Source organism: Nitrincola nitratireducens, assembly GCF_000585235.1.
Lineage (GTDB): Bacteria > Pseudomonadota > Gammaproteobacteria > Pseudomonadales > Balneatricaceae > Nitrincola > Nitrincola alkalisediminis.
In genome coordinates, this window is record NZ_AONB01000038.1 from 1 (window position 1) to 7,618 (window position 7,618).

The following is a 7,618-nucleotide window of genomic DNA, read 5'->3' on the forward strand; positions in this document are numbered from 1 at the left end:
GCTTGTCCATTAGTACCCAAAGCACTGACTGTTTGTCCATCACGACTGGCCAACTCATTGGGAAAGTATTCTTTAATCACCACTCGATTTTGTAAGTCGACGTCTTGTGCAAGGTAGGCAATTCCGAAACCACCTTGGCCCAATAGGTCTAAAATAACATAACCACCTAACTGGTAGCCTTGGGGTAAAGTGAGATGGTTGAATTCGGGTTTACTCATTACTATTCCTTTTTTCATTTAAAGCTAAATATGCTCACTAAGCGTATCCTATTGCAGCATCAGCTCCTGTAGTTATTTTTCTTACTATCAACGAGGCTTTCGTAGTATTCAAAGCTTTTAATTTCAAAAGACTGAAGAAATCCCTCGCTAAAGAATTGGAAGAAAGCTAAAGAACTAGAACTACCCTAAACCCCACGTTATTACCGTAGGCTACGTTATTTCTGTAACGATTAGAAACGCGTAAACTCCAAGGGCCATTGAACCATGACCCGCCACGCAATACACGCCTCGTGCAATCTCCATCCGTTCTTGCTTGTCCATCACTGAGCGCACCAGTGTAACTGTCACTCCAGCAATCATCCGTCCACTCCCATATATTACCTAGCATATCTTGTACCCCCCAAGAATTTGGTGAATAAGTACCTACTGTCTGAGTCCGGTTCAAATAATTGCCAGTCTTTGATTCAGGGCAACCGCTGACATCGTAATTACCATCATAATTTGCCTCTAAAGTTGTAATGCAGCTCCCAAAATGCCCATATCGCTCCGTAGTGCCCGCTCTCGCTACATATTCCCATTCAGCTTCACTAGGTAAACGGAAGCTCTGGCCTGAAACACGATTAAGCCACGGAATAAACTCTTGAGTAACATGATTATAACTAACATGAATTACTGGACGATCATCTCTACCCCAACCCACATCATTCGGCTGATAGCTGCAACCACCCGCACTGACACAAGCATCCCATTGTGCAAAGGTAATCGGCATCTTGCCGATTTTGAATCCCGCTACTTGAACATTACGTACAGGGCCTTCACCATAATAACAACTATTATCTTCTTGGCTACAGCCCATCTGAAACTCACCTGAAGGAATAATAACCATGGAACTTAACAAGCTCTGAATAGGTTGAGGAATACTAACCAATTCATTTTTATTAATTATATCCTCTTGTTGTTTATATTGGACTAACTGCTGTAAATCACTCTCTTGATCCGAGATTGGATTGGATTCAGGCATAGATTCAAATAATTTATACTGGTAGTAACCAACCAACAGAAGAACACAGAAAATCACCATTAATAAGAATGACTTATTAAATTTTGACTCTATTACCCAACCTTTTTCTTCAGCCAATCTAGTTACTTTCGCCTTTACTTCTTCGGTATCAAAACCCTGTTTTTTTGCTTTTAAAATTATCTGGTTGACTTTTCGTTGAGTAATTACACCATTACTTTCAGCGCATTCAATCATAGTTTCTAGGGAGGATGAGTCAAGAACAGTCAATAGAATTGATTTTTCTTGCTCAACTACAGTTAACAACTCTATAGCTTCTTGCGCACTCTGGGGACGCTCTATGCTTTTAAGCCGCATACAGTTATCGATTAAAGTAACTAACTGCGGGGCACACTTTCTAGCTAACGGCAGCTCCCTTAAAGGCTTGTGATCATCATCAAGTAATCTTGCACTGGCTTCCTCTGGCGTTTGCGCCGTTAGACATTTGTACAGAGTAGCACCAACTGCATAAAGATCTGTGGAGGGTTTGAGTATTGACTTAGAGCTGTATTGTTCTGGTGAGCCATAACCCGGTGTCACCACTACGGAGTTACTTCTTTCACCTATCACCTCTTTTGCTGCGCCAAAGTCTATTAATACGGGATGGCCATTAGTACGCAGCATAATGTTGGCTGGCTTAATATCCCGATGGATCAAACCATGTTGGTGAACCACTTCTAAGCCGTTAAGCAATTCCTTAGCAAGATATTCAACCACTTCGGGGGTCAATGTATACTTACGCTTTAGATAACGATCTAAAGACTCTCCATCTACAAACTCCATCACTAAATATGCGGTGTTATTTTGTTGGAAATATTTAAGAATACGAACCACTGTGGGATGATTAAAACGCGCTAATGCCCGACCCTCCTCTAGGAAGCGCTGCATACCTTTTTCATAGTCGATATGTCGATCAGTACCCATTACGCTAACAGTTTGACCATCACGACTCGCCAGCTCATTGGGAAAGTATTCTTTAATAACAACTTGGTTTTTCAAATGGATGTCTTGCGCGAGGTAAGCAATTCCGAAGCCTCCCTGCCCAAGTAGATCATTAATAAGATAATCACCAAGTTTAAAGCCTTGGGGTAAGGTACGTTGGTTGAATTCGAGCTTACTCATACATCATCCCTATTCTGCATCTATGCTATATCTTGAGTGCGAGAGTCTCGTTGTAAGTGAGCAGGATAGCTAAACCATAACTAATAAGAACTGCCAACAGGTCAATAAATAAACCTACGAAATTTTTTTGAAAGTTAAAATTATCAAAAAATAATCTCCTACAAAATTGTGCTATTGAGTTGCAATGTTACAAAAGATAGTTTCGGTAAATATTAAGCGATCATGTCAAATAAAGTGTCAGATTTTGGAGACATTCTATCGAAGTATCTTCAATTTTTTACTGAGGAATACCTATTTGCACTGTCACTTGGATACAGTCAACATTGGCAAAGCTCTAAATGCCTTGATACCAGTGGACTCAAACTATCCCAGAGAGCAAATGCACCCTAAGAAACTATTTGGTCATGCTGACCTTCGGGCCTGCAGATACAAGAAGGGAGAACACAGCAGAACATAACAATCTACGGGCCTAAGCACGCGAGAGCAAAGTCACCTAATGCGCAAGCTATTATCCTAGGGCAGTTTATGTCTGCAAAGGCAGCACCAGAAGCTGCATGAGAGATGACTTACAGCTGACATAAACTACCGCCGAGTTAATAACATATTACTTACAACTTACTGAATCAAAACGCGGCACTCCTATATCTCTGAATTTAGCTACTGCCAAAGTCTCCGCTTGCCCTTTATTCGCAGCAACAACATGAGTCATTTTATCAGGCTTACCATTTACATATGTCCAGCATTCATATTTTAGGTTTGCATGTGCATTGCCTGCCGAGACTAATAAGAACCCAGCTGTTACCATGATTACTTTTATGTGCTTACTGATCGACTTTACTTTTTTCATTTTGTACTACCTTTTTTAGATTAGGACTATTTTGCTTTAACTACTATACTGATAGTCACTATCAGTTTTATTTTCTTGTTGGTACTAACTGACAACGCAGGTGCCCTCTCAAGAACTGTTCAACATGGAAATCTTGTCTAATACCTCGGTGGTAATCTGAAAAATTACCCAATATTCGTGCGCACGGCCCCCTGCCCTCAGAAAAACGACAAAGAGCCAACTCTTGTCCTTTAAAATGGGCATAAGCTTCGCTACCATAATGTATGGTCCGATGCTTTGTCTCACTTATTGCAAAGGGTAACTCTTCACCCAAAACTAAATCCAATGCTTGGGGCTGAACTACCCGCCATTTTCGATTTAACCAAGCTTCCGCCGGTTGAAGAATACATTGCAAACGCTCTCCATACGCAGCATTACTTCGCTTTCCCTCAATTTCAGCTTCATGCTTAGCAACTTCCGCTTTCCGTGCAGCAGCCTCGGCCGAACGGCGTATCTCGGCAGCTTTATCTAGCTCAGCCTGCTGCTGCCTAGCTTTTAACTGTTGTTCTGAAGTCAAACTCTGCCATTCTGCTTCATTCATACCCAGCGGAAAGCTAGCACAGGCTGATAGCAGAAAAATACATATCAAAACAAATAGAGCTTGTCTTAAGTTTAAAGAACATACAGAAATCATCATAAAGCTCTCCAAAATACCTCAAAGGCTCTCTAGCATTTAGTTTAAGTATATTTCATACAAAACAGATATTTGTCAGAATTTTAAGACAGCTTAACAAAAAACCAGGAAAAATCAGTTATCTATAAACACTTTTAAAGCAAACCCCGATCATCTATAAAAGAGTAGGATACAAACCAAGTCAGGTCGACCAAAAGTAGGAATACGGAATGTGTCAACCAATTTTGTACCAGCTCTTTAAAACCTGAATCAGTGACTCCACCTTTACTAACAGCTTACACTTGTTTCTTCTCAACATCATAATTTCCTTTGATTTTAGCATCTTCAGCACTCGCACGATTATTTTTCAGTTCAATGCATCTTTAATTAACAATCAAAATTTTTCAACGATTTCAAAAACATAAATAGCCCCCTAGAATAAACATACTTAAAATCATGACATGGGTAGGATTTATACTCCCAATTTCAAGAAAAGCTACCACTAGAAATCCATATCATACTACTCGCACCCTGATTTCACTGCCTGCATTGCAGTAGGTTAAGCTATACACTCAATTTAAATATACTAGGGGCTTACTACTCCAAGCGCATTCGTACTTGATTACAACTGGGAGTATTATAAAAACCATTCTCCATAACTCCTTACATTTACACTGTTTAAAACAGTTTTAAGAAAGTTAGCCAACTCTACACTGCTATTTATTAATAGTAGTCAGAGTATATTTCATCTAGAATACAAATCTGTCAGAAAAATAAGACAGGTTCTATGTCGATTGTCAGGTTACTATGAATACAAAACTTGAGATGTATGTCCGCCAACGCTGCAGGCAACTGAATCAATCGCTGGCTGAAATTTGTCGGCTCGCGGGCATCAGTAGACAAACCCTCTATGAGTGCTGGCAGGGCGAAAAACAGCCATCACTTAACACACTCAGCTCTCTCGCATGGGCACTGCAAGTCCACCCTATGCGATTGCTGCATATGGTGTTTGAGAAGACTACTCTTCAACGTGAGGCACAAACGTACACACCAGGTGACTGCAGTGCATTTATTCGGGACGTCACACACCCTGACGGAGCATTAATTCTTGCAGGCACACGCTTTAAAAAAATCTGGGCCTTACAAAACGTCGGCAATACTCCTTGGACAAATCGCTTTCTTCGCTGCCTTGATGATGAAGTGGTCGTGTTCACAAAATCAGGTGATGTCTTAAATTTAGCACCCAACCTACAGCCTGAAACTACATTGATCCCAGTGCCTGACACTAACCCTGGGGATATTGTCGAGCTAGAGGTAACATTTCAGGCACCCAATACTCCGGGGACTGTATTATCTTACTGGAAAATGTCTTGGCCTGATGGCTCACTCTGCTTCCCTGAATCTCGCGGTGTTTGGGTAAAAGTCACGATTATTACACCCGCGACAGCCGCGGGCTTAATATCGGATTACTAAACATTCAAAATACAAGCGTCAAACCTGCTCGAAGGGTTCGAGGATCACCAAAACGAAGAAAATCGGCACCAGCAGCATAACTAACATACTGGCGATTGAAAATATTTCTTACACTAAAGTTTGCACGAACATCAGGTCGGATCTGCCAACTTGCGCCAGCGTCATAGCGTATAAAGCTGTCTACATGAAAGCTGTTTGCCAAATTACCCGGGCGTTTACTCTGATAGACTGCCCCCATATAGGTCCTAATCTCTGCCAAAGGCTGATAAGCAAAGAGAACTGAAGCCGTTTTATCTGGTACGCTTGGAAAAGCATTCCCTTCATTCGCATCATAACTACGCCACAACGTTGAATCTAAGCGCCCTACACTGGCGCTGACTGATAACTTCGGTGCAACTTGCCACTGTATTTGCAGTTCACTGCCCTTAACATGCTTTTCACCTGCCAGAATTCTATACACAGGATCATTTGGATCTCGGACCAACAGGTTATCCTGAATAATACGATACTCTGCAAGTTGAAACGCCAAATTAGAAGTCGGTTTCCATTTCATCCCCACTTCCACCTGTCGCCCTTGACTTGGATCAAAGAAGTTCCCTTCTTTACTGATTCCTGAATTTGGCAACCAAGATTCGCTATAACTACCGTACAACTGTAAGCCATTTTGACCGCTCCAAGAGAGCCCCAGTGCTGAAGTCCAGTGTGTATTCTTAGTTTGGCCAACATGAATCTGATTAAACCAAGACTGTAGTTCATAATCGCTGTAACGCCCCCCAACTGTCAGCATCAATGATGGTGTCAACTGCATTTGCTGATGCACAAAAAAAGAATATTCATTCCATGTAAAATATCCCTGCCTTTTAAGAAGCCTATTATGGGCAGGCAGATTAAAAACAAAACGCGGGTTGTAAATATCTAAACTGAAGGCCCCCGCCGAACGACGATTATCGTAATGAGTCTCGGTTGTATGGTATTCAACCCCCATCGTCAACAAACTGTCCACTTTTCCTGTTCTGTATGCTTGACTCCAAGCAATCCGGCCTGTGTACTGTTCAAATGTTTCATCGACCAATTGATAAAAACCAACCAGAGGAAGCTGGTCGTTAATCATATAAAAGAAACCTATCTGATCTTCATTTCGTCTGCCGTCAATATAGCGAGCACTTGCCTCCAGCCAAGATTGTGATGAGATTCTATGATGCCAGTCAATCTCCAAGCGATTGAAAGCTCGCTTTGCACGAGCACTCGGGTGTACGTAAGAAACACCAAAAACTGGCCGATCTTGTGCATACACATTATCAAAGTCGTAGGGATAGTGCTGCTGACTGTATTCCCATGTTGCACGAAGATGATTCATCTCTAGGTAACGATACTCTAGGCTGTTCATCACTATGTAACGATGATCACTGACACTGTTTTTCCATGTATCAGCATTTTGCAAAACCAAAATTGATCTCCATGCAAGCCTTTCTTCGTCATCAACGGGACCCGTTGCATCAATGACTAGACGTTTATAATCAAAGTTACCTCCTGTCAGTGTTAATGAGCGCGCACTTTCGAACTGAGGTTTTTTTGACAGATAATTCACACTTCCGCCCGGTGCACCTGCACCGTATAGAACGCTATTATGTCCTTTAATAAAAGCGATACGCTCTACAGTGGCAGCGTCGCGTATAGAGTAGTTCTGATTATCCAGCATGCCATCGAGCAGCAGCCGCCCTCCGGTATGGAAGCCACGAAGCGTGAAGTCTTCCCCGGTACCAGCACCCAATCGATCTGGCTGAACATTAGGAAAATACAAGGCAAGGTTTTGTGCATCGCCCTCTTGTGAATCGACTAGAAATGTCTGATTCAACTCATGCAGTGACTGTTGCCATTGGGACAGATTGTGATTGATCAAAAAATGCTCTTCTGGTTGGTTTGCAATACTTTTTTCGACTAACACAAACACAGGCTCTGCATGTAGACTTGCGGTAGTCCACGAGCCGCCTAGTAAAATCAAACCAGCAAAATTGAATCGATTAGCTGCAGGTTTTCTGACAAAAATCGATGTCACCCTTCCACTTCCAGACATCTGGCTCTCCTTTGCAGGTTTCTTTAAGTGCCTATGGCACATAGCTTATGTTTAAAATGTATATTAGCTAATCATTCTACACAAGAGTGGTTACGTATAAACTCAGCAGATTTTTCATTATTTGGTCTTGTAAATAACTGGTCTGGATTTTTTAAACTCAACCTTCTAGGGAAGA

6 protein-coding genes are annotated in these 7,618 nt (G+C 41.7%); 1 reads left to right on the forward strand and 5 read right to left on the reverse strand.

From position 1 onward, the window contains the following. The 4 genes from D791_RS18245 to D791_RS19395 form a co-directional block, all read right to left on the reverse strand. On the reverse strand, positions 1-218 hold a 218-nt coding region (locus D791_RS18245; protein WP_036514836.1), incomplete at its 3' end, for a hypothetical protein. 166 nt (positions 219-384) lie between these two features. Beyond that, positions 385-2,397, reverse strand: a complete 2,013-nt coding sequence (locus D791_RS19390) for a bifunctional serine/threonine-protein kinase/formylglycine-generating enzyme family protein (protein WP_051514684.1) — start codon at positions 2,395-2,397, stop codon at positions 385-387. A gap of 604 nt (positions 2,398-3,001) precedes the next feature. Beyond that, a complete protein-coding gene (locus tag D791_RS18260) occupies positions 3,002-3,244 on the reverse strand; it encodes a hypothetical protein (RefSeq protein ID WP_036514839.1) in 243 nt (80 codons plus the stop codon). A 67-nt stretch (positions 3,245-3,311) separates the two neighbouring features. After that, positions 3,312-3,920 (reverse strand): hypothetical protein, encoded by a 609-nt coding sequence (locus D791_RS19395; RefSeq protein WP_051514685.1) that lies wholly within the window; start codon positions 3,918-3,920, stop codon positions 3,312-3,314. Between the two features lie 783 nt (positions 3,921-4,703). Between D791_RS19395 and D791_RS18270 the strand changes: the two genes are divergently transcribed. Beyond that, the gene (locus D791_RS18270; RefSeq protein WP_036514842.1) at positions 4,704-5,369 is read left to right on the forward strand and encodes an NBR1-Ig-like domain-containing protein; all 666 of its coding nucleotides are present in this window, start codon (positions 4,704-4,706) and stop codon (positions 5,367-5,369) included. Positions 5,370-5,373: 4 nt separating this feature from the next. Here D791_RS18270 and D791_RS18275 read toward each other — a convergent pair whose 3' ends face one another. Next, on the reverse strand, positions 5,374-7,443 hold the full coding sequence (locus tag D791_RS18275; protein WP_036514844.1) for a TonB-dependent receptor: 2,070 nt from the start codon (positions 7,441-7,443) through the stop codon (positions 5,374-5,376). Between the last annotated feature and the right edge of the window lie 175 nt (positions 7,444-7,618).

Excerpts from the sequence above, each read along its gene's own strand:
- D791_RS19390 (WP_051514684.1), bottom strand. The coding sequence starts at position 2,397 with ATGAGTAAGCTCGAATTCAACCAACGTACCTTACCCCAAGGCTTTAAA.
- D791_RS18260 (WP_036514839.1), bottom strand. The coding sequence starts at position 3,244 with ATGAAAAAAGTAAAGTCGATCAGTAAGCACATAAAAGTAATCATGGTA.
- D791_RS19395 (WP_051514685.1), bottom strand. The coding sequence starts at position 3,920 with ATGATGATTTCTGTATGTTCTTTAAACTTAAGACAAGCTCTATTTGTT.
- D791_RS18270 (WP_036514842.1), top strand. The coding sequence starts at position 4,704 with ATGAATACAAAACTTGAGATGTATGTCCGCCAACGCTGCAGGCAACTG.
- D791_RS18275 (WP_036514844.1), bottom strand. The coding sequence starts at position 7,443 with ATGTCTGGAAGTGGAAGGGTGACATCGATTTTTGTCAGAAAACCTGCA.